Source organism: Kosakonia sp. YIM B13571, assembly GCF_042788095.1.
Taxonomy (GTDB): Bacteria; Pseudomonadota; Gammaproteobacteria; order Enterobacterales; family Enterobacteriaceae; genus Kosakonia; species Kosakonia quasisacchari.
Genome location: NZ_JBHZPL010000008.1, coordinates 112,241 through 138,259, shown reverse-complemented (window position 1 = coordinate 138,259; position 26,019 = coordinate 112,241). Strand labels below are relative to the sequence as shown.

The following is a 26,019-nucleotide window of genomic DNA, read 5'->3' as shown; positions in this document are numbered from 1 at the left end:
CTCATGTAAGCTTAGCCTCACTGTGCCCGTATGCGCAGATCCAGACACCCGCAATCTTGCGGTTTAATTTTTTTCGCTTAGCAGGAACGCAGAAAACTGCGGCGACATCCAGGTGCGGAAACCATCGCCGTCTTTGATAATCATAAATACCGCCAGCCCTTCCCGCGTCACCACTTCTTTTGCCTGCTCAGTGCCGAGCACCATGAGGCCAGTGTCCCAGGCATCTGCTTCCAGTGCTGTAGGCGCGATAACAGTGACCGATACCAGCGCATGCTGGATAGGACGCCCGCTACGCGGATCAATGATGTGTGAAATGCGTTTGCCGTCCAGTTCGTAATAATTACGGTAGCTGCCGGAGGTGCTAATACCATGACCGTTGATATCCACCATCGCCTGGGCGGTATTCTCGCGATCGGTTGGTTTCTGGATTGCCACGCGCCACGGCTGCCCTTGTGCGTTCATTCCCCGACTGGCTAACGCGCCGCCGACAGAAACCAAATAACGTGCGATCCCTTCCTGCTCCATTAGCCTTGCCAGGTGATCCGCCGCGTACCCCTCGCCTACCGTCGAAAGGTCAACAAACAGATCCGGCAGATCCTTTTGCAGAAACTGCTCCCCGGCGCGATTAATCACGGTTAAATGCGCTAAACCGGTACGTGCCTTCGCCACATCGATTTGTGTCTGGCCCGGTGTTTTTACCGGCTGTTTATCCGGACCAAAACCCCACAAATTAACCAGCGGCCCGACGGTAATATCCATCGCGCCTTCGGTTTTCTCGCCGACACGCAACGCGGTGGTCACAATGTCTGCCATCGCGGCGCTAACCGGCCACGGCGCGGTGCTGGTCGAGTGGTTAAAGCGCATCAGCGCGGAGTCGTCCTTCCAGGTCGACATCAGATGATCGTCGGCATCCAGCTGCGTCTGAATTTTTTGTTGCAGGTTCTGCGCCTGTTGCGGGTTGATATCCACCACGCTCACGCGCCAGAAAGTGCCCATGGTTTTGCCTTCCAGCACGGTGGGCTGTGCCTTGCTACCGGTGTCGCAACCGGTCAATAACAACAACGCCGCGACTACCCCGGCACGAAGAAAAATCATCTCTGTCTCTCGTTATTTGTTAACTCGCGGCAAGCCTACACGAAAACTAAAGCTTTGGCCGACGCGGGCCATAAAAAAGGGGCCTTTCGGCCCCTTAATAATCACGGTTGTTAACTTAGAACTGGTAAACCAGGCCCAGTGCAACAACGTTGTCGGTAGCAATGCCAGCGGCTTTCGTGAAGTCGTTGTCGTCCAGCAGGTTGATTTTGTAATCAACATAGGTGGACATGTTTTTGTTGAAGTAGTAGGTCGCGCCAACATCGATGTATTTCAGGATATCCTGGTCACCGAAGTCTTTAACACCCGTGCCGGAAATATCTTTACCTTTAGACTGCAGGTAAGCGATGGACGGACGCAGACCGAAGTCGAACTGATACTGCGCAACCACTTCAAAGTTCTGCGCTTTGTTGGCATAACCATACGCTGCATCACTAGCAGAACCGAAGCGGGTTGCGTTATAGGTCTGGGAGTACTGCGCTGCCAGGTAGATATTGTTAGCGTCGTATTTCAGGCCGCCGCTATAAACTTCAGCGTGATCGCCTTCGCCATAGATGTTTGTAGCAACCTGGTTTTGTCTGTCAGTACGTTTGGAAGAGGACATCGCACCGCCGACGCTGAAGCCTGCGCCCAGATCGTAGGTCAGAGACGCGCCATAACCGTCTCCATTCTCTCTCGTCATGCTGCGGCCAGCAGAGTTGTTCTCAGCGCTGCTGTTTTTACCCTGATATTGCAGAGCAAAGTTCAGACCATCAACCAGGCCGAAGAAGTCGGTATTACGGTAGGTTGCCACACCGTTAGCACGGGATTGCAGGAAGTTATCTGCACCGTAGGTATCACCGCCGAATTCCGGCAGAACGTCGGTCCAGGAAGTGACATCATAGATAACGCCGTAGTTACGACCGTAGTCGAAAGAACCAACATCAGCAACGCGAATACCGGCGAAGGCCAGACGAGTCCATGCCTGGTCGCTGGACGTTTCAGTGTTATTGGCCTGAACGTTGTATTCCCACTGACCGTAGCCAGTAACCTGATCGTTAACCTGCGTTTCGCCTTTGAAACCAAAGCGGACGTAAGTCTGATCGCCATCCGCGCTGCTGTCGTCAGAGAAATAGTGCAGACCGTCTACTTTACCGTACAGATCTAATTTGTTGCCATCTTTGTTATAAACTTCAGCCGCATTTGCTGCGCCTGCTACCAGCAGAGCCGGTACCAGGAGGGACAGAACTTTAAGTTTCATTTTATTAACCCTCTGTTATATGCATTTTTATTGCCACTGCTTGCCGATTAACCCTCTAATCAGCTGGCAAAATCATTTTGCTTAAAAAATAAAAATAATCCAACTGGAATATGATACGAAAACTTTGAAGATGTTTCATACATAATGATAGATGTTTCATTTTGTAAATTTGAGGGAACTTTTTTTCGCACAAATAGCTAAACAAATACGCACAAATAATCAAAAACCAATAAAAAATCATTTAAAAACAATATAATAAGACAAATAAAAATCATAGCACTGAATGCAAAACCATAATCTTCAATCGCAACTAAAATACCTAACGCTATCATCATTAACTTTATTTATTACCGTCATTCGAATCTGAATGTCTGTTTACCCCTCTTATAACCGGATGCTTCGCATTCGGTTTTTTTTTACCTTTCTTTACGCAAGTTGAATAATTACTTAGATATAATAACGATTTGTAACGACTATTAATTAATCAATTACCATGCCAGACATTTCTCATTGACACATTCACCAAATTAATCGTTTGTTATTTATTGCGTTCTTTTTACAACCAACCGGTAAATATATGTACAATTTTTCCAGGCTGTACATATTTGCTACTACATTTAGTCAATATGTCTATCCCTATGTTTTCGAGGTTGAAACGGGAAAGAGAGTCTGGAAATTCACTCATTAACCGATATACTGCCTGCTGTACACTGCTCTGCAACACAACATCTATACGTTCGCCGCGTGTTATAGGCGGCTATTACGGCATGGCAGCAACATTGTCTCAGCGAGGCTGAGTGTTTACAGCAGTGTTGTCATAACGGGTTCCACACAAGAATGAGTCGATCGGACACAATGATCCCTGGCAAATTTTCCCTCATACCGGGCAACATCACCCGTTACTTTCTTTTGTTGATTATCGTCCTGTTGGTGACAATGGGGGTGATGATCCAAAGTGCGGTCAACGCCTGGTTAAAAGATAAAAGCTATCAGATTGTCGATATCACCCACGCTATTCATAAGCGTATCGACACCTGGCGCTACGCTACCTGGCAAATCTACGACAACATTGCAGCGGCACCTGCCGCTACGTCTGGCGAAGGTCTGCAAGAAACGCGCTTAAAGCAAGATGTTTACTACCTGGAAAAACCGCGGCGTAAAACAGAAGCGTTGATTTTTGGTTCCCATGACAGCTCGACGCTGGAGATGACGCAGCGCATCTCCACTTACCTCGATACGCTTTGGGGCGCGGAAACCGTGCCCTGGTCGATGTACTACCTCAACGGCCAGGATAACAGCATGATCCTGGTGTCGACGTTGCCGCTAAAAGATCTTTCGTCCGGTTTCAAAGACACCACGATCAGTAATATTGTCGATTCCCGCCGTGCGGAAATGCTGCAGCAGGCGAATGCCCTTGATGAACGCGAAAGTTTTTCATCTCTGCGCCATCTGGCATGGCAAAACGGCCATTACTTCACACTGCGTACGACATTCAACCAGCCGGGCCATCTGGCCACGGTGGTCGCATTCGATTTGCCGATTAATGATCTGATCCCTCCCGGCATGACGCTGGATAGCTTCCGTCTCGATCCCGATACCACGCAGACCAACACGCGCGGGCAGGATAAGGAAACAACCGACAGCGTTACCGTCAACTTTAATAGTTCTCGCATAGAGATCTCCTCAGCGTTGAACGGCACCGGCCTGCGTCTGGTCTGGCAGGTGCCATTCGGGACACTGCTGCTGGATACGCTGCAAAATATTCTGCTGCCGTTACTGCTGAATATCGGCCTGCTGGCGCTGGCGTTGTTCGGTTACACAACCTTTCGCCAGATGCCAGGACGTAAAACCGACGGTCTGGCAGCGCCTGGTGCGAGTAACGAACTGCGCGTGCTGCGCGCCTTTAATGAAGAGATCGTATCACTGCTGCCACTGGGGCTGCTGGTGCACGATCAGGAAGCGAACCGCACCGTTCTGAGCAATAAAATCGCCGATCATCTACTGCCGCACCTGAATTTGCAGAATATTACAGCTATGGCCGACCAGCATCAGGGCGTGATTCAGGCCACCATCAATAATGAGCTGTACGAAATCCGCCAGTTCCGCAGCCAGGTCGCCTCGCGTACGCAGATCTTTATTATCCGCGACCAGGACAGAGAAGTGCTGGTCAATAAAAAGCTGAAGCAGGCGCAACGGCTTTATGAGAAAAACCAGCAGGGCCGCGCCAGCTTTATGAGTAACCTTGCCGAGTCGCTCAAACAGCCGGTGAAATCACTGGCCAGCGAAGCCGCCGCGTTGCAGAGCCAGGAGGGCAATCTTGTCGCCGATCACGCCGACAGGCTGGTCCAGTTGGTCGATGAAATCCAGCTGGCGCATATGCTGGAGAGCGACAGCTGGAAAGGCTCGTCTACACTATTCTCTATTCAAGATTTGATTGACGAAGTCGTGCCGGAAGTCCTGCCGGTTATTAAACGTAAAGGTCTGCAACTCTTGATCAATAACCCGCTTCCGGCGAATGAGGAGCGTCACGGCGACCGCGACGCACTGCGTCGGATCCTGTTGCTGCTAATCCAGTACGCGGTCACGACTACGCAGATGGGCAAAATTACGCTTGAAGTGAATGTGGACGAATCGGCGGAAGACCGCCTGACCTTCCGTATTCTCGATACCGGTGTGGGTGTGAACGCCAGCGAAATTGATAACCTGCATTTCCCGTTCCTTAACGATACGCAAGGTGATCAGTACGGAAAAGCGAACGCCCTCACCTTCTGGCTGTGCGATCAGCTGGCGCGTAAGCTTGGCGGGCATTTGAATATTAAAGCACGTGAGGATCTGGGCACCCGCTACTCACTGCATGTGAAAATGGCGGCCCGTCCGCAACAGACAGAAAGCGAAGAAAAATTACTCGATGACGTGGTGGCGATGATTGATATTACCTCTAACGAAATCCGTAATATTGTGGTTCGCCAGTTGGAAAACTGGGGAGCAAGCTGTATTTCCCCGGATGAGCGGTTATCAAGTCAAGAATATGATCTCTTTTTGACAGATAATCCGTCTAATCTTACTGCCTCAGGCTTGCTTTTAAGCGATGATGAGGCAGGCGTGCGGAAAATTGGCCCAGGCCAATTGCGCGTGAACTTTAATATGAGTAATGCAATGCAGGGAGCAATATTGCAACTCATTGAAGAGCAACTGGCGCAGGAGGATGTACCGGAGTCGCCTTTGGGGGGCGATGAAAACGCCGAGCTCCACGCCAGCGGCTATTACGCGCTGTTTGTTGACACAGTACCCGATGATGTTAAGAGGTTGTATACTGAGTCGGCGTTGCGCGATTTCGCGGCGCTGGCGCAGACGGCACACCGCCTGAAAGGGGTGTTTGCCATGCTTAATCTGGTACCTGGGAAGCAGTTGTGTGAAACGCTGGAGCAATTAATTCGCGAGAGCGATGCTCCAGGCATAGAAAATTACATCAGCGACATTGACGCTTACGTCAAGAGCTTGCTGTAGCAAGGTAGCCTAATACATGAACAATATGAACGTAATTATTGCCGATGACCATCCGATTGTACTGTTCGGTATTCGCAAGTCACTCGAACAAATCGAATGGGTAAACGTAGTCGGTGAATTTGAAGACTCTACAGCGCTGATTAACAACTTGCCGAAACTTGAGGCAAACGTATTGATAACCGATCTGTCAATGCCGGGCGATAAATACGGCGATGGCATCACGCTGATCAAATACATCAAACGTCACTTCCCGACGCTGTCGATTATTGTGCTTACCATGAACAATAACCCGGCCATTCTGAGCGCGGTACTGGATCTTGATATTGAAGGTATCGTGCTGAAACAGGGCGCGCCGACAGACCTGCCAAAAGCGCTGGCGGCGCTGCAAAAAGGCAAGAAATTCACACCGGAAAGCGTCTCCCGCCTGCTGGAAAAAATCAGCGCTGGCGGTTACGGTGACAAACGTCTGTCACCGAAAGAGAGCGAAGTGCTGCGACTGTTTGCCGAGGGTTTCCTGGTAACGGAAATCGCCAAGAAGCTGAACCGCAGCATCAAAACCATCAGTAGCCAGAAGAAGTCCGCAATGATGAAACTGGGTGTCGATAACGATATCGCGCTGCTGAACTATCTCTCCTCCGTCACCCTGACGCAGACGGAAAAAGAGTAATCCTCCAACCCCGGTGCCCGCCGGGGTTCTTTTTTATTCCCGGCTGTTTCTTACCCGCGCGGCATAGGCCGCCAGCGTTTGCTTGAGAATATCCAGAGTCACCGGCTTCGACAGGCAACTATCCATGCCCGATTCCAGACAGCGCTGCTTCTCTTCCGCCAGCGCGTTAGCCGTCACACCAATGACCGGCAGCGTTAACCCCAACTGACGAATACGTTGTGTCAGGCGGTAACCGTCCATATTCGGCATGTTGACATCACTGAGTACAATATCGATACGGTTTTTACTCAGAACATTCAACGCATCCACGCCGTCATTGGCGGTTTTACATTGATATCCCAACGATCCCAACTGATCGGCCAGCAGGCGGCGGTTGATTGGATGATCGTCCACCACCAGAATCATCATGTCATCGTTGCGTGCTGCTTCCCGGTTGTCGGCCGGAAGCGCGTTGCTCGCCTGCGGCTCACTAACCTGCACCCGGTAAATGCGCCCCAGCAGCGCCAGCAGATCGTGTGGCGAAGCGACGCTGTGCAACCATTCGCCCGGCGCACGTTCGACAGGAATACCGATATGACGACGGCAGAAAATAATAGCCGCGCGTCCGGTCCACGGCGGGGTGAGTTCATCATCGGTTATCAACGTATCCTGATTGCCCAGCGCGCGCCCATCGTACTGCTTAACCTGAATACCGTGCCATTGCAGTAACGTCTGTAAATAACCTGATAGCCAGGCATTGCGCACCGCCAGCCAGCAGCACGTATCCGCCAGGCCATCAACATCAGCGCGAACCGGTGCCACAGCGCCATAAAGCGGAATACGGATAGTGAACTGGCTTCCCATGCCCGGCTCGGTATCAACGGAAATATCGCCATCCATCATGCTGATCAATTTTTCACAAATCGCCAGCCCCAGCCCGGTTCCCTGGAAGTTACGCTGCACGCCTGTCCCCACCTGGAAGAAGGGGTCGAACAGACGCACCACTTCTTTACCGGGAATACCCACACCAGTATCACGTACGCGAATGCTGAGATAATCCGCATCGCGATGCACATGCAGCACAATACAGCCCATATCGGTGAACTTAATCGCGTTGCTTAACAGGTTGGAAATCACCTGCTGTAAACGCATCGGGTCACCGTTGAGTGCCATAGGCACATCCGGTTCAATAAAGCAGTACAGCCCCAGTTGTTTACGCACCACCAACGGTAAATAGTTGGCAGTGATATGGCTCATCACTTCGCGCGGGGAAAATTCTCGCGGCTCAATTTTCAACTGCTCAGATTCAATTTTCGAGAAGTCGAGGATATCGCTGATAATTTTCAGCAACAGGCTCGACGAGTTGTTCATCGCGGTGACCAGCCTGTCGACCCCTTTCGGCAACTCTTTCGTTTGCAACAGATCGAGGTTACCGATAATACCGTACAGCGGCGTACGCAACTCATGGCTGACTGTTGCAAGGAACATCGATTTCGACTGGCTCGCCTGCTCCGCCGCTTGCGCCATCTCCTGCAACGACTCTTCCATTTTCACGCGGGCGGAAACATCCACCAGCACGCAAATCGCCACGTTTTCATTGCGGTAGCGTGAATGAACAAAGCTAATTTGCAAATTGGTGTTATTGCTGGTCAGCACATCGACGAAATTGACCTGCTGCCCACAAATAATCTGCGTTAACCGCTGCCGATCTTCATGTGTCAGCATGTTCAGATAGTTGTGCGCCAGCTCGTTACTGAGGATGTTAGTGCCATCCTGAGTACGCAAAATGCAGATCCCCACCGGCGCGGAGGCGACGATTTTACGGTTGAATTGCTCATGCTCTTCCAGCCGCTGGGCATCATTTTCCGCCGGAATAAAAATCCGCCGCTCGTACATGCGCGCAAGGGTAAATAGCGCCACCCCGACCAGTACATTCAGCAACACAGCATTCAGGATCAGCATGCGAATACGTTCCAGCACCATATCTACCGGTACGGAGTAAACCACGCTCAGCGATGAAGGCGGCAGGCTCTTCTTCAGGATCAGTTCGCGGAAACCCGAGGTGTAACCAAACCACGAACGTTCCTGCATCCAGCGTGGATCGACGACGATGCCGCTATCCTGGCCGGTAAGGGAAATCAACGCGTGCCCATTGTCGTCCAGAATGGTCACGCCCATTGGCAGGCTACCCGGCGTGAAAAAGTTTTCCATGCGAATGGACTGTTCAGTACCCAGCAAAGCTTGCAGGCGGTTGCCGAGGTAAACCGGCGTTAGCGCGTAGAAATAACCGATGCCCGGACGCGGCCCCTGGCTCATCCAGTACACGTTGTTACTGCGCTCATCCTGCGGCGCGTTACGGTATTTAACGATGCGTTCATGCAGGCTTTTCAGTGTGTCATCGCGTTCAACGGGGAGATCGCGCAGACCGAAGTCGGCCATGCAGAGATTGTCGCTGCCGATCAAAAACACGCGGTTAAGATCGTAAGCGGCGGAGAAATTATCACGCCAGTAGCGCATAAACCACGCCAGTGACTCCAGCGAGCCGCGCCATGAGCTGCCCATGGCGGAGCAGTCAGAATCCGGGAATAGCGGTAAAAATGTCGGAACTTCGGTTTTGTCGTCGCGATTGCGCGAGGTCAGAATACCGTTTTCCGCCGTCAGGCGGTTTTCGGCGATGTACTTCAGCTCTTTCATCACGTCAGAAGTGCGCTGAATGTAGCGCTGCGCCTGATCGGAACTGAGGTTAAATTCCTGGCGAATTTCCGACTCTTTGTCATGCAAGGCGTTAACAATGTAAAAGACAGAAAAAAAGGCAATCAACAGCCAAAGCAATAGCGCCAGGGCCCTGAACAGATAGCGGGAGACTTTCAGGGTGCTGCGAAAAGAGACGAGGTATTTCAACCTGGGGAAACTCCGCCACAAGGAAGTTAAAAAAGAGTGTGATTAAGGTAGCGATAAATCGCAAAGGCCGCAACGGCAATGAAAAAGGGCCGGAAGCCGGCCCTTATAACGCATTACTCGGCGTCGTCTTCCGCCGCGTCGTCATCGGTATCGGTGTCCACTTCCGGCGCGATATCATCATCGCCTTCCGCCACGCTACCATCGATGGAGTCTAGCTCTTCATCATCTACCGGCTCAGCAACGCGCTGCAGACCCACTACGCTTTCATCTTCCGCTGTGCGGATCAGAATAACGCCCTGGGTATTACGCCCTACCACGCTGATTTCCGAGACACGTGTACGCACCAGCGTACCGGCATCGGTGATCATCATGATCTGGTCGCAATCATCAACCTGCACTGCGCCGACTACTGCGCCGTTACGCTCGGTAACTTTGATGGAGATAACGCCCTGTGTACCGCGCGACTTGGTCGGGTACTCGGTTTCTGCAGTCCGTTTACCGTAACCGTTCTGCGTCACCGTCAGGATTGCGCCTTCGCCACGCGGAACAATCAGCGATACGACGCTGTCTTTTTCCGCAAGCTTGATGCCACGAACACCGGTCGCGGTACGACCCATTGCACGCACGGCACCTTCTTTAAAGCGCACCACTTTGCCCGCCGCAGAGAAGAGCATCACTTCGTCGCTGCCTGAAGTCAGATCGACGCCAATCAGCTCATCGCCTTCGTTCAGGTTGACAGCAATAATACCGGCAGAGCGCGGACGGCTGAATTCGGTAAGTGCGGTTTTCTTCACGGTACCGCTGGCGGTCGCCATAAAGACGTTCACGCCCTCTTCATATTCCCGCACCGGCAGGATCGCGGTGATACGTTCGTTCGGCTCCAGCGGCAGCAGGTTGACGATCGGGCGACCACGTGCGCCGCGGCTCGCTTCCGGCAACTGATAAACCTTCATCCAGTACAGACGTCCACGGCTGGAGAAGCAGAGGATGGTGTCATGGGTGTTGGCCACCAGCAGGCGGTCAATAAAGTCTTCTTCTTTAATACGCGCAGCCGATTTACCTTTACCGCCACGGCGCTGGGCTTCGTAGTCGGTCAGCGGCTGATACTTCACATAGCCCTGATGCGACAACGTCACCACAACATCTTCCTGATTGATCAGGTCTTCGATGTTGATATCGGCAGTGTTCGCGGTAATTTCGGTGCGACGCTCGTCGCCAAACTGTTCACGAACCAGCTCAAGCTCTTCGCGAATCACTTCCATCAGGCGGTCAGCGTTGCCAAGGATGTACAACAGCTCGGCAATCTGCGCCAGCAGTTCTTTGTACTCATCGAGCAGTTTTTCATGCTCAAGGCCGGTCAGTTTCTGCAAGCGCAGATCCAGAATCGCCTGTGCCTGTTGTTCGGTCAGATAGTATTTACCATCACGAATACCGAACTCCGGCTCCAGCCATTCCGGACGCGCCGCATCATCGCCCGCACGTTCCAGCATCGACGAGACATTGCCCAGATCCCACGGCTGTGCGATCAAGCCTGCTTTCGCTTCGGCAGGCGTCGGCGCACGACGGATCAGTTCAATAATCGGATCGATGTTCGCCAGCGCCACAGCCAGCGCTTCGAGGATATGCGCGCGGTCGCGGGCTTTACGCAGTTCGAAAATCGTACGACGCGTCACCACTTCACGGCGGTGGCGCACAAACGCGGCCAGAATTTCTTTCAGCGCCATGATCTTCGGTTGACCATGGTGCAGAGCGACCATGTTGATACCGAAGGAAACCTGCAATTGCGTCTGGGAGTAGAGGTTATTCAGAACCACTTCACCCACTGCGTCGCGTTTGATTTCAATAACAATGCGCATACCGTCTTTATCAGACTCGTCGCGCAGCGCGCTGATGCCTTCAACGCGTTTCTCTTTCACCAGCTCGGCAATCTTCTCGATCAGGCGCGCTTTGTTCACCTGATACGGAATTTCGTGCACGATAATGGTTTCGCGACCGCTTTTCGCGTCGGTTTCCACTTCCGCACGAGCACGAATGTAGATCTTGCCGCGACCGGTGCGATAGGCTTCTTCAATGCCACGGCGACCGTTGATGATCGCCGCAGTCGGGAAATCTGGCCCTGGAATATGCACCATCAGCTCTTCAACGCTGATGTCTTCATTATCGATATAGGCCAGGCAGCCGTTGATCACTTCCGTCAGGTTGTGTGGCGGAATGTTAGTTGCCATACCGACTGCAATACCGGAAGAACCGTTCACCAGCAGGTTCGGGATCTTGGTTGGCATCACATCGGGGATTCTTTCGGTGCCGTCGTAGTTATCGACGTAATCAACCGTCTCTTTTTCCAGATCGGCCATCAATTCGTGGGCAATCTTCGCCAGGCGGATTTCCGTATAACGCATTGCCGCCGCAGAGTCGCCATCGATGGAACCGAAGTTCCCCTGGCCATCGACCAGCATGTAACGCAGTGAAAACGGCTGCGCCATACGGACAATGGTATCGTACACCGCGGAATCACCATGCGGATGGTACTTACCGATTACGTCACCAACGACACGGGCAGATTTTTTGTAGGCTTTATTCCAGTCATTGCCCAATACGTTCATGGCGTAAAGTACGCGACGGTGAACCGGTTTCAGGCCATCTCGGACATCCGGAAGCGCACGGCCAACAATGACCGACATCGCATAGTCCAGATAAGAGTTCTTCAGCTCTTCCTCGATGTTAACCGGTGTAATTTCTCTCGCAAGGTCGCTCATCTAACCGCTATCCCTCTACTGTATCCCGGATTCAAAGGTCGCAAATTATAACACAACCGCTCTGATACAGGTAAACCTATAACACCCGTGCAAAGGTTTATTCATCCCGTTGGCCTGATATACTCACGGGTCTTATTGATAGAGGAGTTATTGCGCCCATGAATGCCGAAAAAACGCCGGTCGCTCAAAACGTTGATCATGCTGAAATCGCCAAATTTGAGGCAGTTGCCTCGCGCTGGTGGGATAAAGAAGGTGAGTTTAAACCCCTGCACCGCATTAACCCGCTGCGTCTGGACTATATTAGCGAACATGCTAGCGGTCTGTTCGGTAAGAAAGTGCTCGATGTCGGTTGCGGCGGCGGAATTCTGGCAGAAAGCATGGCGCAAGAAGGCGCTGATGTTACCGGGCTTGATATGGGCTTTGAACCGCTCCAGGTGGCGCGTTTGCATGCGCTGGAGTCAGGTATTCAGGTCAATTATGTGCAGGAAACCGTGGAAGAACACGCGGCAAAACACGCACAGCAGTATGACGTTGTGACCTGCATGGAGATGCTCGAGCATGTTCCGGATCCGCAATCGGTGGTGAAAGCCTGTGCGCACTTGGTCAAACCCGGCGGCCATGTTTTCTTCTCTACCATTAACCGCAACGGCAAAGCCTGGTTGATGGCGGTAGTTGGCGCGGAATATGTGCTGCGCATGGTGCCGAAAGGTACGCACGACGTGAAGAAATTTATTAAGCCAGCTGAGCTCTTAACGTGGGTTGACGACACCGTGTTACAGGAACGTCACATTACCGGGTTACATTACAATCCGCTGTTGAACCAGTTTACGTTAGGGCTGGGTGTAGATGTGAATTATATGTTACATACAACGGCAAAAAATGACTAAGGTCATCAGATAAAGTGATAGAAGATTGCGCAGCATCAAACTGCGCAATTGCATTTCTCGACGAAGAAATCAGCACTCGATCAAAAATTCATTTTTTTTTGCAAAATGTTGACATCGCCGCCAGGCCTTACGATACGAGGACTTAGCGATTATCACCCTTTCACAACCTCAATTTAACCTCAAAATCAACTCTTGTACTGAAAAGAATCCTTACTAGAATACTCACCATATAGCGTTTCTCTTATCGCAAACCCCCTATATGTAGTATTTATCCACAGAGTTAATCACAGCAACGAAATGTGGATAAATGGGGGATATTTTCTATTTCACGGACAGGTAATCACATGAATCAGAGTCTGCTGGTGACAAAGCGTGATGGTGGCACTGAGCGCATCAATCTCGACAAAATTCATCGAGTACTGGATTGGGCGGCAGAGGGGCTAAGTAACGTATCCATCTCTCAGGTCGAATTGCGCTCGCACATTCAGTTCTACGACGGTATCAAAACGTCCGATATCCACGAGACCATCATTAAGGCCGCTGCGGATCTGATCTCCCGCGATGCGCCTGACTACCAGTACCTGGCCGCACGCCTGGCGATTTTCCACCTGCGTAAAAAAGCCTACGGCCAGTTTGAACCACCAGCGCTGTTTGACCATGTGAAGAAAATGATCGAGCTTGGCAAATACGATCATCATCTGCTGGAAGACTACACGGAAGAAGAGTTCAAGCAGATGGACGGTTTTATCGACCACTGGCGCGATATGAACTTCTCTTACGCTGCGGTGAAGCAGTTGGAAGGCAAATACCTGGTGCAGAACCGCGTGACCGGCGAGATCTACGAGAGCGCGCAGTTCCTCTATATCCTGGTTGCCGCGTGTCTGTTCTCCAACTATCCGCGTGAAACCCGTCTGGACTACGTGAAGCGTTTCTACGATGCCGTTTCCACGTTCAAAATTTCGCTGCCGACGCCGATCATGTCCGGCGTGCGTACGCCTACCCGTCAGTTCAGCTCCTGCGTACTGATCGAGTGCGGCGACAGCCTGGACTCCATTAACGCTACCTCCAGTGCGATTGTGAAATACGTTTCCCAGCGCGCCGGTATCGGCATCAACGCCGGGCGCATTCGTGCACTGGGTAGCCCGATCCGCGGTGGTGAAGCGTTCCACACCGGTTGTATCCCGTTCTACAAACACTTCCAGACAGCAGTGAAATCCTGCTCGCAGGGCGGTGTGCGCGGCGGTGCAGCAACCCTGTTCTACCCGATGTGGCACCTGGAAGTCGAAAGCCTGCTGGTACTGAAAAACAACCGTGGCGTGGAAGGCAACCGCGTGCGTCACATGGACTACGGCGTACAGATCAACAAACTGATGTACACCCGTCTGCTGAAAGGTGAAGAGATCACCCTGTTCAGCCCGTCCGACGTGCCGGGTCTGTACGATGCGTTCTTCGCCGATCAGGACGAGTTCGAACGCCTGTACACCCAATATGAAAAAGACGACAGCATCCGCAAACAGCGTATTAAAGCTGTGGAACTGTTCTCACTGATGATGCAGGAACGTGCTTCTACTGGCCGTATCTACATTCAGAACGTCGATCACTGCAACACCCATAGCCCGTTTGACCCGGCTGTTGCGCCGGTACGTCAGTCCAACCTGTGCCTGGAAATCGCCCTGCCGACCAAGCCGCTGGATGATGTAAACGACGAAAACGGTGAAATCGCGCTCTGTACGCTCTCTGCGTTTAACCTTGGCGCGATTAAAAACCTCGACGAACTGGAAGAGCTGGCAACGCTTGCGGTGCGTGCGCTTGATGCCCTGCTGGATTACCAGGATTATCCGATTCTGGCCGCTAAACGTGGCGCGATGGGCCGCCGTACGCTGGGTATTGGCGTCATCAACTTTGCTTACTGGCTGGCGAAGAACGGCAAACGTTACTCTGACGGCAGCGCTAACAACCTGACGCATCAGACTTTCGAAGCCATTCAATACTGGTTGTTGAAAGCCTCTAACGAACTGGCGAAAGAGCAAGGCGCGTGCCCGTGGTTCAACGAAACCACCTACTCGCAGGGTGTTTTGCCAATCGACACCTACAAGAAAGATCTCGACGGTATTACCAACGAACCGCTGCATTACGACTGGGAAGCGTTGCGTGAATCGATCAAAACGCACGGCCTGCGTAACTCCACGCTCTCCGCGCTGATGCCGTCTGAAACCTCGTCGCAGATCTCCAATGCCACCAACGGCATTGAACCACCGCGCGGCCATGTGAGCATCAAAGCGTCGAAAGATGGCATTTTGCGTCAGGTCGTGCCGGATTACGAGCAGTTGAAAAACGCCTATGAACTGCTGTGGGAAATGCCAAATAACGACGGCTACCTGCAACTGGTCGGCATCATGCAGAAATTTATCGATCAGTCGATTTCGGCGAATACCAACTATGACCCGTCACGCTTCCCGTCGGGCAAAGTGCCGATGCAACAATTGTTGAAAGACTTGCTGACGGCCTACAAATTTGGTGTGAAAACGCTGTACTATCAAAACACCCGCGATGGTGCGGAAGATGCGCAGGATGACATGGCGCCTTCCATCCAGGACGATGGCTGCGAAAGCGGCGCATGTAAGATCTAACTAAGGGGCGGGGAAACCCGCCCTTTTTTTTCGCAAGACAGGACTCACATTCCATGGCATACACCACTTTTTCACAGACGAAAAACAATCAGTTGCTGGAGCCAATGTTCTTTGGCCAGCCGGTTAACGTGGCGCGCTACGATCAGCAGAAATATGACATCTTTGAAAAGCTGATTGAGAAACAACTCTCCTTCTTCTGGCGTCCGGAAGAAGTTGACGTTTCCCGCGACCGTATCGATTTCCAGGCACTGCCCGAACACGAAAAGCACATTTTTATCAGCAACCTAAAATACCAGACGCTGCTGGACTCCATTCAGGGTCGCAGCCCAAACGTCGCGTTGCTGCCGCTGATCTCCATCCCGGAACTCGAAACCTGGGTGGAAACCTGGGCGTTTTCAGAAACGATCCACTCACGCTCATACACCCATATTATCCGCAATATCGTTAACGATCCGGCGGTGGTGTTTGACGATATCGTCACCAACGAGCAGATCCTCAAGCGCGCGGAAGGCATCTCGCACTTCTACGACGAGCTGATTGAAATGACCAGCTACTGGCACCTGCTCGGTGAAGGCACACACAACGTCAACGGCAAAACCGTGACCATCAGCCTGCGTGAGTTGAAAAAGAAACTCTACCTGTGTCTGATGAGCGTGAACGCGCTGGAAGCGGTTCGCTTCTACGTCAGCTTTGCTTGCTCCTTCGCTTTTGCCGAGCGTGAGCTGATGGAGGGCAACGCCAAAATCATTCGTCTGATTGCCCGTGACGAAGCCCTGCACCTGACCGGCACTCAGCATATGCTGAACCTGCTGCGTTCCGGCGTCGATGACCCGGAAATGGCCGAGATTGCCGAAGAGTGCAAACAAGCGTGTTATGACCTGTTCGTACAGGCGGCATTGCAGGAAAAAGAGTGGGCGGAATACCTGTTCCAGGGCGGTTCAATGATCGGTCTGAACAAAGACATTCTCTGCCAGTATGTTGAGTACATTACCAACATCCGCATGCAGGCGGTGGGCCTCGATCTGCCATTCCAGACGCGCTCAAACCCGATTCCGTGGATCAACACCTGGCTGGTTTCCGATAACGTGCAGGTCGCACCGCAGGAAGTGGAAGTCAGCTCCTATCTGGTCGGCCAGATCGACTCTGAAGTCGACACTGACGATCTGAGCAGCTTCCAGCTCTGATGAGCCGCGTAACGCTTAGCCTTTCCGGCACACAGGTGCTGTGTCGGGATGAGCACCCTTCCCTGCTGGAGGCGCTTGAATCGCACCAGGTGGAAGTTGAATACCAGTGTCGCGAAGGCTATTGCGGTTCCTGCCGCTGCCGTCTGGTGGCGGGCCAGGTTGACTGGATTGCCGAGCCGCTGGCTTTTATCAACGAAGGGGAAATTTTGCCCTGCTGCTGTCGGGCGAAAGGCGATATCGAAATCGAGATGTAAAAAAGGGCCATATGGCCCTTTTTTACATACGGGGTTGTATTTACTTTTTTATCGATATAGTTTTGCTAACTTACTTGCCATATTTGCATTATAGTGGTTAAGCAAAATTGATGTAGCGTCATCGAAAAATTCACTTATATCAAAGTAAATATCTTTTTCCCTTCCATCAGGAAATTTCATTTTGATAATATCAAAATAAATCTCACTATTTTTTTCGTCTTTAGTTATCCTGTCCAATGTAGTTAGACTTTGGCTAAGTATTTTTGCCTCTGGGTACTTATGTTTTATCCAATAAGACTCTGCTGCTATTCCTAAATAATGGGTATGTGCATGTATTTTCACAACATCATATCTTAGGCTCTTTACCATGACGTCATATGTAATCCTTTCTTCTTTAACTTGAAAAACTAATTCTTGTGCATCATTTCCCGGAGTACGAACCTTTGAGGGAGACCATTTATATAGTGAAAAAAAAGTCACACCTGTTATCGCAACTATAAATAGTACAACAATCGCTGCAGTCCATGTAGCACCCACTTCGGAAAATTTAAACTCAAATTTATTGAATAAGAGATAAAATATTCCTAATGCAACACCAGGAATACCTAATGCCACCAGAACTTTTAAAATTTTAGCTTCCATCTACTAATCCATTTCAAAACTCATTGGGTTAGTTTAACTCAGCCTTCTCTACACTCAACCAAGTATTCTGGAGACTTATAGAAATAGATTTACGCAAAAAAGATAAACAAGGCCAATTCAGTCATTAACTCTTTGAGTTAATTTGTATTTTTTCAAACATTCTTTATGGTGCCTATTCTGTCCGTCATCATAATCACCTGTTCGTAAGCTTGATAAGCGTTAATAGGCAAAAGTACCGGGCAGCTCAGTGCTTACCCGGCCTACCTCATCCTACCTACTGCGGATTATCTTTTAAAAACTGCACCGCTTTATCCGGGAAGTCTGTGAACAGCCCCTCCACATCTGCCTGCTGATACAACACGTCATATAACTGATCGACGTTGCTCGCATACGGCGGAAGCTGATCCGCACGGACGGTAAACGGATGCACCTGCAAATGGCTGGCATGCGCCTCTTTAACCATTGCCGTTAGCTTAACGTTCCCCGGTTTTGAACCGTCTGCCACCAGCATGTGGTAGTCCGGGCCGATGCCGTCGGCATACTGCGCAATTTGCTTCATCGCACCGGGTTTGAACATCCAGTCGTAACGGTAATTCACCCATTTACCGTCCGGCTGCTGCTCCTGCGTTTCATGCCATTTGGTATACGCAATCAGCTGCACCAGTTTGAGATCCATCCCCATCTTCGGTTCCAGCTCATTCTTAATACGCTTGAGCTCATTGACGTCAAAACATTGCAGGTACACCTTGTCCTGCTTGCTGGTGTAGCCGTACTTTTTCAGCACTTCCAGCGTTTTTGCGGCAATGTCTTTCCCTTCCTGATGGTGGAACCAGGGCGCTTTGATCTCCGGATAAATACCGATGTTCTTGCCCGTGGAGTGGTTCAAACCCTGCACAAACTCGATCTCCTCTTCAAACGTGTGAATACGGAAATCGGATTTCCCCATCGGGAAACGGCCCGGATAAACCTGCACTTTCTTGCCCTTTTCCAGCTCGAACCCTTCGGTAAATCTCAGCGAGCGGATCTCGTCGAGCGTAAAGTCGATGGCGTAGAAACGCCCGTCTTTACGCGCGCGCTGCGGGAAACGTTCCGCGACATCCGTCACACGGTCGAGATAGTGATCATGCAGAACGACCAACTGGTCGTCTTTGGTCATCACCAGATCTTGTTCAAGGAAATCCGCGCCCTGCGCATAGGCCATCGCTTTCGCCGGCAAGGTATGTTCCGGCAAATAACCGCTGGCACCACGATGAGCGATAACGATTTTATCGGCGGCCAGCGCCTGGCTGGTTAACACACCAGCCAAGAGCAGGCTTAAGGTCATACGGCTGAAAGTGGTTTTCATCCAAGCTCCATTTTAGCTGCGACGCGCCAGCACGTCGGCATGGTGACGTTTCTCGCCAATCATCACGATAATCAGCAGTAAAACCGCCAGAATGCTGCCGCCAATCATCACCATAAAGCCGCCATCCCAGCCGAAGAAATCAACGGTGTAACCAACAATGGCGCTGGCGGCGACAGACCCTCCAAGATAGCCAAACAAGCCGGTAAAGCCCGCCGCCGTGCCCGCTGCTTTTTTCGGTGCCAGCTCCAGCGCATGCAGACCAATCAACATTACCGGGCCATAAATCAGGAAGCCGATAACAATCATGCAGGCCATATCCACGCTCGGGTTACCCGGCGGGTTCAACCAATAAACGATAGTCGCAATGGTCACCAGCGTCATAAAGAACACGCCCGTTGCGCCGCGATTGCCGCGGAAGACTTTATCCGACATCCAGCCACACAGCAGCGTGCCGGGAATGCCCGCATACTCATAGAAGAAATAGGCCCACGAGGATTTATCCAGCGCGAAGTGTTTCACCTCTTTCAGGTAGGTCGGTGACCAGTCGAGAATGCCGTAGCGCAGCAGGTAAACAAACACGTTCGCGACTGCGATATACCACAGCAGTTTGTTCGGCAGAATGTACTGCATGAAAATCTGCTTTGCGGACAACTCTTCTTCATGCTTGTCGCTGTAATCATCCGGGTAGTCGTTTTTGTACTCTTCAATCGGCGGTAAACCACAAGATTGCGGAGTGTCACGCATCAACGCAAAGGCAAAAATCGCCACCACAATCGCGCCAAACGCGGGCATATACAGCGCTGCATGCCAGTCGTTAAACCATGCCATCCCCAGCAGGAACAGCAGCGGAGGAATGCCACCGCCCACGTTATGCGCACAGTTCCACACCGACACAATGCCGCCGCGCTCTTTTTGTGACCACCAGTGCACCATAGTGCGCCCACACGGCGGCCAGCCCATGCCCTGGAACCAGCCACACAGGAACAACAGCACAAACATGACCATGATGCTTGATGTTGCCCAAGGTACGAAGCCCATAAACAGCATCACCGCCGCCGCCAGAATTAACCCGGCAGGCAGAAAAACGCGCGGATTCGAGCGATCCGATACCGAACCCATTATAAATTTCGAAAAGCCGTAGGCAATCGAGATACCGGACAGTGCAAACCCCAGATCACCACGGGAAAAACCCTGCTCAACCAGATAAGGCATTGCCAGCGCAAAGTTTTTACGCACCAGATAGTAGGCGGCATAACCGAAGAAGATCCCGAGGAAAATCTGCCAACGCAACCGACGATACAGCGGATCGACTTGCGCATCAGGTAGACGCGATTGATGGGGAGCAGGTCTAAAAATACTTAACATAGCGGCCTCCGTGGCGCGGTAAGACTCATATCTTTCATTAATGAGTGAAAACGAACATAACCAGAGTTATTCGCGGCGGATTGTAGTGAAAGTTTTAACAAGAGAGAATGAGTTGTCGCAGATATTGTTACAGAAATATGACAAACATCTAACTTCACGCAGGAAAGCGCGTTTCACTTTCGTTTTTTGCTCGAATATGCGCGATATCAAACAAACCACAATCATAGTATGGCTAAATGATTGCTAAGGAACGTCGACCAGAAGGACGCGAACATGCGCAACTCCAGTGACTACGATGTGATTATTATCGGCGGCGGCGCGACCGGCGCAGGCATCGCCCGCGACTGCGCCCTGCGCGGCTTGCGCGTGGTGCTGCTTGAACGCCACGATATCGCCACCGGCGCGACCGGCCGTAACCACGGCTTGCTGCACAGCGGTGCGCGTTACGCGGTGACTGATAACGAATCAGCGCGTGAATGTATTGCCGAAAACCAGATCCTCAAACGCATCGCCCGCCACTGTATCGAACCGACAGACGGCCTGTTTATTACCCTGCCGGAAGATGACCTGGTGTATCAACGCCAGTTTATTGACGCCTGTCTGCAAGCGGGGATCCCGGCGCATGCCATGTCACCGCAGGAGGCGCTGCGCATGGAGCCAAGCGTCAATCCAGCGCTGATTGGCGCAGTGCGCGTGCCGGACGGCACAGTGGATCCTTTTCGCCTCACCGCCAGCAATATGCTGGACGCGCGTGAACACGGCGCAAAAATCCTCACTGGCCACGAAGTCTGCGGGCTTATCCGCCACGGCGACACCGTAAGCGGCGTGCGCCTTTATCATCCCGCCAGTGGAGAAACTCAAGAATTGCATGCGCCTGTGGTGGTGAATGCCGCCGGGATCTGGGGGCAGCGGATTGCCGAATATGCCGACCTGACGATCCGCATGTTCCCGGCGAAAGGTGCGCTGCTTATCCTTGATCACCGCATTAACCAGCACGTCATCAACCGCTGCCGCAAACCCGCCGATGCCGATATTCTGGTGCCTGGCGACACCATCTCACTGATTGGCACCACCTCAACACATATTGATTACGCTGATATCGATGACCTGCGTGTAACGCCTGACGAAGTGGATATTCTGCTGCGTGAAGGGGAAAAACTGGCACCGGTAATGGCAAAAACGCGCATCCTGCGTGCTTACGCCGGTGTGAGGCCGCTGGTCGCCAGCGATGATGACCCGAGCGGGCGCAATGTCAGCCGGGGAATTGTGTTGCTGGACCATGCACAGCGCGACGGGCTGGAAGGTTTTATCACTATCACCGGTGGCAAGCTGATGACTTACCGGCTGATGGCCGAATGGGCGACGGATGCCGTCTGCCGCAAGCTGAATCATCATACTCCTTGCACCACCGCCACCGCGCCGCTTCCCGGTTCCCGCGAGCCGACCGAACTGGCGCTAAAGAAAATCATTTCTCTGCCGACGCCGCTGCGTGGATCGGCGGTCTATCGCCACGGCGACCGCACACCAGCCTGGCTTGGCAGCGACAGACATAACCGCAGCCTGGTTTGCGAGTGTGAGGCGGTTACCGCCGGGGAAGTGCAGTATGCGGTCGAAAACCTGAATGTCCACTCGCTGCTCGATCTGCGCCGCCGCACGCGCGTCGGGATGGGCACCTGCCAGGGCGAGCTGTGCGCCTGCCGCGCTGCCGGATTGCTTAACCGCATGCATGTCACTACCGAAAGTGAATCGCTGCAGCAACTGGCCGGTTTTCTTAATGAGCGCTGGAAAGGCGTTAAACCTGTCGCCTGGGGCGATGCGCTGCGTGAAAGCGAATTCACACGCTGGGTTTATCAGGGATTGTGCGGTCTGGAAAAGGAGGCGGAAAATGAGATTTGATACGGTCATTGTCGGTGGCGGGCTGGCCGGTTTAGTGTGCGGGATTCGCCTTGCGCAAAGCGGCCAGCGCTGTGCCATTGTCAGCCGTGGTCAGAGTGCCTTGAGCTTCTCTTCCGGCTCGCTGGATTTGCTTTCGCATTTACCCGATGGTCAGCCCATCGACACGCTTGATAGCGCCATCGCGCACCTCCAACAGCACCATGCTAATCACCCGTACGCCCGGCTCGGCGCAGAACAGGTTCGCCACTATGCAAACCAGGCGCAGACGCTGCTGGCAGATTGCGGGCTGGCGTTACAGGGCGATGTTGATACGCCGCACCAGCGCGTGACGCCGCTTGGCACATTCCGCACCGCCTGGCTTAGCCCTCTGGAAGTACCGGTAAAATCAGAAACCAACCAGAATACGGGCGTCGTCGGTATCAGCGGTTTTCTCGATTTCCAGCCGCAGCTTGCGGCAGGTGCGCTGCGTAAACGCGGTGTTAACGCGCAGGCGGAAGAGATTGAGTTGCCGCTGCTTGATCGACTACGCGACAACCCCAGCGAATTTCGCGCAGTGAATATCGCCCGCCTGCTGGACGAACCAGAGCACTACAACGCGCTGTACGAAGCGCTGCTGCCGCTAAGCCAGCAGTACACGATGCTCTATCTGCCCGCCTGTTTTGGCTTGACGGACAACAGCGTCTTTACGCGCCTTAATCAGCAACTGGCCTGCCCGCTGCGTCTGCTGCCCACGCTGCCGCCTTCCGTACCGGGAATGCGTATGCAATTGTTGCTGCAACAAGCCTTTATACGCAGCGGCGGTAGCTGGATGCCGGGAGACGACGTGCTGCGTGCCGATCTCGCCGACCAGCGTGTAACACATGTGTGGACGCGGAAACATGAAGATATCCCGCTGCGCGCGCGCAATGTAGTGCTCGCCAGCGGCAGCTTTTTCAGTAACGGGCTGATTGCCGGGCGCGATCGCGTGCGGGAAACCGTGTTTGATCTCGACGTACTGCAAAGCGCACAGCGTCAGGACTGGTATCGCGACGATGTATTCGACAGCCAGCCGTGGCAGCAGTTTGGTGTGCAGACCGACGCGCAACTACACGGCTTGCGCCAGGGCAACGCCGTGAACAATCTCTATGTGATTGGTTCCGTGCTGGGCGGTTTTGATGCCATTGCCCAGGGATGCGGCGGCGGCGTTTGCGTCGTTACCGCGCTGCATGCCGCACAGCAAATTAGCGCACAGGGAGGCGAACAATGAACAATACGCACTTTGAAAGCTGCATTAAATGTACCGTTTGCACCACCGCCTGCCCGGTCAGCCGCGTAAATCCCGCTTACCCCGGCCCGAAACAAGCAGGCCCTGATGGCGAGCGTCTACGGCTAAAAGACGCTGCGCTGTATGATGATGCGCTGAAGTACTGCACCAACTGTAAACGCTGCGAAACCGCCTGTCCGTCCGGGGTGAAAATTGGCGATATTATTCAGCGCGCCCGTGCCCAGTACGCGCCGAAAAAACTCTCGATACGCAATGCCATTCTCAGTCACACCGACTTGATGGGTACGCTGTCGACACCGATGGCACCGTTGGTCAATGCGGCAACATCACTCAAACCCGTGCGCCAGTTGCTGGATACCGCATTAAAAATCGACCACCACCGCACGTTGCCAAAATATTCCAGCGGCACATTTCGCCGCTGGTATCGCAGCATTGCCGCACAGCAACAGACATTTGCTCAACAGGTGGCGTTTTTCCACGGTTGCTACGTGAATTACAACCATCCACAGTTGGGTAAAGACCTGATCCGCGTGCTGAACCATATGGGGATTGGCGTACAGTTGTTGCAACGGGAAAAGTGCTGCGGCGTGCCGCTGATTGCGAATGGTTTTTTCGATAAAGCGAAAAAACAGGCGCAGTTTAATGTGCGCTCACTGGAGCAGGCTATCGGCTCAGATGGGCTGCCGGTTATTGCCACCTCTTCCACCTGCGCTTTTACGCTGCGCGACGAATATCCTCACCTGCTGGATGTGGATAACAGCCATCTGCGCGCGCATATTGATTTAGCCACGCGCTGGATCTGGCGCATGCTTGACGAAGGTCGCTCGCTGCAACTGAGAGAAACCCCGCTGAAGGTGGTCTACCATACGCCGTGTCATATGGAAAAAATGGGCTGGACGCACTACACGCTGGAATTGCTGCGACGCATTCCGGGGCTTGAGCTAACGGTGCTGGATTCACGCTGCTGTGGGATTGCCGGAACCTATGGGTTTAAAAGCGAAAACTACCCAACATCGCAGGCGATTGGCGCGCCGTTATTTGAGCAAATTGAAGCCAGTGGCGCAGATCTGGTGGTGACGGATTGCGAAACCTGCAAGTGGCAAATTGAGATGTCCACCAGCAAACGCTGTGAACATCCCATTACGCTACTGGCAAACGCATTAGGGTAACGGCACGCCGTTACCCTCAGCGATTACTCTACCGACAGCGTTTCCACCACATTGATCCAACCGTGATCGCTGGCAATGTCTTTGCCCGCCAGCCAGCGGCGCAGAATATTCAGCGCCATCATGGCGCACACTTCCTGGCGCACCACCAGCCCGTGGCGGTTGGTGTTGAATTTCACCCGCAGCGCGCGGGTGCCTTCCGGCGTCGCCAGCGCGAAGTTGAGATGATCCTCTTCAAGACCGGTCACCGTCAGCGCCAGCCCGGCGAGATGGCGATTGCGCAACTCGGTGGTCCAGCGGGCGCTTTGCGCCAGCGCTTCCGCTTGCGACGGCAATACTTCACTGGCCAGCAGTGGCGCTCCGGCGCGGGAAAGCTGCAACGCAACCAAACCGCCGGTGAACTGTTCGCTCAACGTCAGGCTCAGTTGGCGTTCCCGCAGGCTCGCGGCAAGCGCCGCCGGTAAACCGTCGGTGCCTTCAAAAATCAAACTTTCACCGGCAACACGTTTCACTTCAGGCCACAGCGCTTCCATCGCGGCACGATGCTCTGCCGACCCGGTCAGTTTCAATTCGATAATCGGCATGGATGAGCGGTAACCCATCACCACGCCTGGCGGCAGTTCAAGGTGTTGCAGGCTTTGCGCCAGATCGCTCTCTGAGCGCCCGAAAGTGGTTAAACGCAGGCAAACCGGCGGCTCAGGTAAGGTAAAGCGTGCGCGTAGGCGCGGCAGAATTTCTTGTTCCACCATCACTTTAAATTCCGACGGGACACCCGGCGTGAAGAACATCAGACAACGGTTAAGTTGCAGGGCAAAACCACAGGCGGTACCGACCGGGTTATCCACCAGTTCGGCGCTGGCCGGGATCTCGGCCTGTTTGCGGTTACTTGGTGCCATCACGCGGCCACGTTCGGTAAAGAAACGTTCCATCTGTGCCAGCCATGCTTCATGTAGCACCAGCGCTTCACCTTTGGCGGTCGCCGCCGCCAGCGCGCTGAGATCGTCACTGGTCGGCCCCAGCCCACCATTCACAATCAGCACATCCGCGTGCTCGCTACGTTCACGCAGGATAGCGACCAGATCATCAAGGTTATCGCCCACGGTGTTACGGCGCATGAGGGGCAATCCCTGGTTAAAGAAAAAGTCAGCCAGCCAGGCCGCATTGGTATCCACAATCTGGCCATGCAGCACTTCATCGCCGGTCGATAACATCTCCACATTTAACATCGTTAGCTCCTGCAATCG

General features: G+C 52.9%; 17 protein-coding genes. 9 read left to right on the top strand and 8 right to left on the bottom strand.

Going from position 1 to position 26,019, the window contains the following annotated elements:
* Nucleotides 1-63 precede the first annotated feature (63 nt).
* Both apbE and ACFX4O_RS17970 read right to left on the bottom strand, forming a co-directional pair.
* The gene (gene apbE / locus ACFX4O_RS17975; RefSeq protein ID WP_380210607.1) at nt 64-1,095 is read right to left on the bottom strand and encodes an FAD:protein FMN transferase ApbE; all 1,032 of its coding nucleotides are present in this window, start codon (nt 1,093-1,095) and stop codon (nt 64-66) included.
* Nucleotides 1,096-1,210: 115 nt separating this feature from the next.
* Nucleotides 1,211-2,332: a porin OmpC gene (locus ACFX4O_RS17970; protein ID WP_380210606.1), complete on the bottom strand. Its 1,122-nt coding sequence runs from the start codon at nt 2,330-2,332 to the stop codon at nt 1,211-1,213.
* 837 nt (nt 2,333-3,169) lie between these two features.
* Here ACFX4O_RS17970 and rcsD point away from each other — a divergent pair.
* Together rcsD and rcsB are read left to right on the top strand one after the other, a co-directional pair.
* Nucleotides 3,170-5,839, top strand: a complete 2,670-nt coding sequence (gene rcsD, locus ACFX4O_RS17965; protein WP_380210604.1) for a phosphotransferase RcsD — start codon at nt 3,170-3,172, stop codon at nt 5,837-5,839.
* Between the two features lie 16 nt (nt 5,840-5,855).
* Nucleotides 5,856-6,506: a response regulator transcription factor RcsB gene (gene rcsB / locus ACFX4O_RS17960; RefSeq protein WP_017458563.1), complete on the top strand. Its 651-nt coding sequence runs from the start codon at nt 5,856-5,858 to the stop codon at nt 6,504-6,506.
* A gap of 33 nt (nt 6,507-6,539) precedes the next feature.
* Here the strand turns inward: rcsB and rcsC are convergent, their stop codons facing one another.
* Entirely contained in the window at nt 6,540-9,386 is a 2,847-nt protein-coding gene (gene rcsC / locus ACFX4O_RS17955) for a two-component system sensor histidine kinase RcsC (protein ID WP_380210602.1), read from the bottom strand.
* A gap of 113 nt (nt 9,387-9,499) precedes the next feature.
* Nucleotides 9,500-12,142: a DNA topoisomerase (ATP-hydrolyzing) subunit A gene (gyrA, locus tag ACFX4O_RS17950; protein WP_380210600.1), complete on the bottom strand. Its 2,643-nt coding sequence runs from the start codon at nt 12,140-12,142 to the stop codon at nt 9,500-9,502.
* A gap of 158 nt (nt 12,143-12,300) precedes the next feature.
* On the opposite strand from gyrA, the gene ubiG reads away from it, so the two are divergent.
* From ubiG to yfaE, 4 genes are all read left to right on the top strand, one after another.
* A complete protein-coding gene (gene ubiG / locus ACFX4O_RS17945; RefSeq protein ID WP_380210599.1) occupies nt 12,301-13,029 on the top strand; it encodes a bifunctional 2-polyprenyl-6-hydroxyphenol methylase/3-demethylubiquinol 3-O-methyltransferase UbiG in 729 nt (242 codons plus the stop codon).
* Nucleotides 13,030-13,373: 344 nt separating this feature from the next.
* A complete protein-coding gene (gene nrdA, locus ACFX4O_RS17940) occupies nt 13,374-15,659 on the top strand; it encodes a class 1a ribonucleoside-diphosphate reductase subunit alpha (protein WP_131406903.1) in 2,286 nt (761 codons plus the stop codon).
* A 53-nt stretch (nt 15,660-15,712) separates the two neighbouring features.
* Entirely contained in the window at nt 15,713-16,843 is a 1,131-nt protein-coding gene (nrdB, locus tag ACFX4O_RS17935; RefSeq protein WP_131406901.1) for a class Ia ribonucleoside-diphosphate reductase subunit beta, read from the top strand.
* Nucleotides 16,843-17,097, top strand: a complete 255-nt coding sequence (yfaE, locus tag ACFX4O_RS17930; RefSeq protein ID WP_131406899.1) for a class I ribonucleotide reductase maintenance protein YfaE — start codon at nt 16,843-16,845, stop codon at nt 17,095-17,097. Before nrdB ends, yfaE begins: the two co-directional genes overlap by 1 nt.
* A 48-nt stretch (nt 17,098-17,145) precedes the next feature.
* Here the strand turns inward: yfaE and ACFX4O_RS17925 are convergent, their stop codons facing one another.
* The 3 genes from ACFX4O_RS17925 to glpT form a co-directional block, all read right to left on the bottom strand.
* Nucleotides 17,146-17,739, bottom strand: coding sequence for a hypothetical protein (locus ACFX4O_RS17925; RefSeq protein ID WP_380210596.1), 594 nt, complete (start codon nt 17,737-17,739; stop codon nt 17,146-17,148).
* Nucleotides 17,740-18,013: 274 nt separating this feature from the next.
* Entirely contained in the window at nt 18,014-19,084 is a 1,071-nt protein-coding gene (glpQ, locus tag ACFX4O_RS17920) for a glycerophosphodiester phosphodiesterase (RefSeq protein WP_380210595.1), read from the bottom strand.
* 12 nt (nt 19,085-19,096) lie between these two features.
* Nucleotides 19,097-20,449: a glycerol-3-phosphate transporter gene (gene glpT / locus ACFX4O_RS17915; RefSeq protein WP_131406895.1), complete on the bottom strand. Its 1,353-nt coding sequence runs from the start codon at nt 20,447-20,449 to the stop codon at nt 19,097-19,099.
* 273 nt (nt 20,450-20,722) lie between these two features.
* On the opposite strand from glpT, the gene glpA reads away from it, so the two are divergent.
* The 3 genes from glpA to glpC are packed head-to-tail and all read left to right on the top strand — an operon-like array spanning nt 20,723 to nt 24,778.
* On the top strand, nt 20,723-22,345 hold the full coding sequence (gene glpA, locus ACFX4O_RS17910) for an anaerobic glycerol-3-phosphate dehydrogenase subunit A (RefSeq protein WP_380210593.1): 1,623 nt from the start codon (nt 20,723-20,725) through the stop codon (nt 22,343-22,345).
* Nucleotides 22,335-23,591, top strand: coding sequence for a glycerol-3-phosphate dehydrogenase subunit GlpB (gene glpB, locus ACFX4O_RS17905; protein ID WP_380210591.1), 1,257 nt, complete (start codon nt 22,335-22,337; stop codon nt 23,589-23,591). Before glpA ends, glpB begins: the two co-directional genes overlap by 11 nt.
* The gene (gene glpC, locus ACFX4O_RS17900; RefSeq protein WP_380210589.1) at nt 23,588-24,778 is read left to right on the top strand and encodes an anaerobic glycerol-3-phosphate dehydrogenase subunit GlpC; all 1,191 of its coding nucleotides are present in this window, start codon (nt 23,588-23,590) and stop codon (nt 24,776-24,778) included. The genes glpB and glpC overlap by 4 nt, the downstream gene beginning before the upstream one ends.
* A gap of 23 nt (nt 24,779-24,801) precedes the next feature.
* On the opposite strand, the gene ACFX4O_RS17895 is transcribed toward glpC, so the two are convergent.
* Complete coding sequence (locus ACFX4O_RS17895; protein WP_380210587.1) at nt 24,802-26,001, bottom strand: nicotinamide mononucleotide deamidase-related protein YfaY; 1,200 nt, start codon at nt 25,999-26,001, stop codon at nt 24,802-24,804.
* Nucleotides 26,002-26,019 lie beyond the last annotated feature (18 nt).

Coding starts and splice junctions, on each gene's coding strand:
- apbE (WP_380210607.1), bottom strand. CDS start 1,095: ATGATTTTTCTTCGTGCCGGGGTAGTCGCGGCGTTGTTGTTATTGACC.
- ACFX4O_RS17970 (WP_380210606.1), bottom strand. CDS start 2,332: ATGAAACTTAAAGTTCTGTCCCTCCTGGTACCGGCTCTGCTGGTAGCA.
- rcsD (WP_380210604.1), top strand. CDS start 3,170: ATGAGTCGATCGGACACAATGATCCCTGGCAAATTTTCCCTCATACCG.
- rcsB (WP_017458563.1), top strand. CDS start 5,856: ATGAACAATATGAACGTAATTATTGCCGATGACCATCCGATTGTACTG.
- gyrA (WP_380210600.1), bottom strand. CDS start 12,142: ATGAGCGACCTTGCGAGAGAAATTACACCGGTTAACATCGAGGAAGAG.
- ubiG (WP_380210599.1), top strand. CDS start 12,301: ATGAATGCCGAAAAAACGCCGGTCGCTCAAAACGTTGATCATGCTGAA.
- nrdA (WP_131406903.1), top strand. CDS start 13,374: ATGAATCAGAGTCTGCTGGTGACAAAGCGTGATGGTGGCACTGAGCGC.
- nrdB (WP_131406901.1), top strand. CDS start 15,713: ATGGCATACACCACTTTTTCACAGACGAAAAACAATCAGTTGCTGGAG.
- yfaE (WP_131406899.1), top strand. CDS start 16,843: ATGAGCCGCGTAACGCTTAGCCTTTCCGGCACACAGGTGCTGTGTCGG.
- ACFX4O_RS17925 (WP_380210596.1), bottom strand. CDS start 17,739: ATGGAAGCTAAAATTTTAAAAGTTCTGGTGGCATTAGGTATTCCTGGT.
- glpQ (WP_380210595.1), bottom strand. CDS start 19,084: ATGAAAACCACTTTCAGCCGTATGACCTTAAGCCTGCTCTTGGCTGGT.
- glpT (WP_131406895.1), bottom strand. CDS start 20,449: ATGTTAAGTATTTTTAGACCTGCTCCCCATCAATCGCGTCTACCTGAT.
- glpA (WP_380210593.1), top strand. CDS start 20,723: ATGCGCAACTCCAGTGACTACGATGTGATTATTATCGGCGGCGGCGCG.
- glpB (WP_380210591.1), top strand. CDS start 22,335: ATGAGATTTGATACGGTCATTGTCGGTGGCGGGCTGGCCGGTTTAGTG.
- glpC (WP_380210589.1), top strand. CDS start 23,588: ATGAACAATACGCACTTTGAAAGCTGCATTAAATGTACCGTTTGCACC.
- ACFX4O_RS17895 (WP_380210587.1), bottom strand. CDS start 26,001: ATGTTAAATGTGGAGATGTTATCGACCGGCGATGAAGTGCTGCATGGC.